The sequence below is a fragment of the Cobetia sp. SIMBA_158 genome (assembly GCF_046566945.1).
Classification (GTDB): Bacteria; Pseudomonadota; Gammaproteobacteria; order Pseudomonadales; family Halomonadaceae; genus Cobetia; species Cobetia amphilecti.
The window spans coordinates 1-241 of record NZ_JAWJYL010000977.1 but is presented as its reverse complement, the minus strand read 5'-3'; the positions used below and the strand labels follow the sequence as shown (position 1 = coordinate 241).

Sequence of the window (241 nt, the reverse complement as noted above, 5' to 3'; positions counted from 1 at the left end):
CGACCACGCTTGTGCACGTATTCTTCGGTTAAGTTAATACCTTCAAAAAATACCGATACATTTTCGGTAATGTCATAGCTGCCGCTAGCATCAAGTTGTGCGTAATCTTCTACAATGGTTACACCATCGCCATTTAGCTGTGTTAGTGACTGTACAAAGCTATCGCGCCAGTTATAAGCTAAACGCGCTTGAAATGGGCCATTCTCATAAAAGCCAACCACATTATAAGAGTCGCTTAAGC

1 protein-coding gene is annotated in these 241 nt (G+C 42.3%); it reads right to left on the bottom strand.

What is annotated here, in order from left to right:
- Positions 1 to 241: hypothetical protein (locus tag R2R70_RS22730; protein WP_410979305.1), on the bottom strand; the 241-nt coding region annotated here is incomplete at both ends.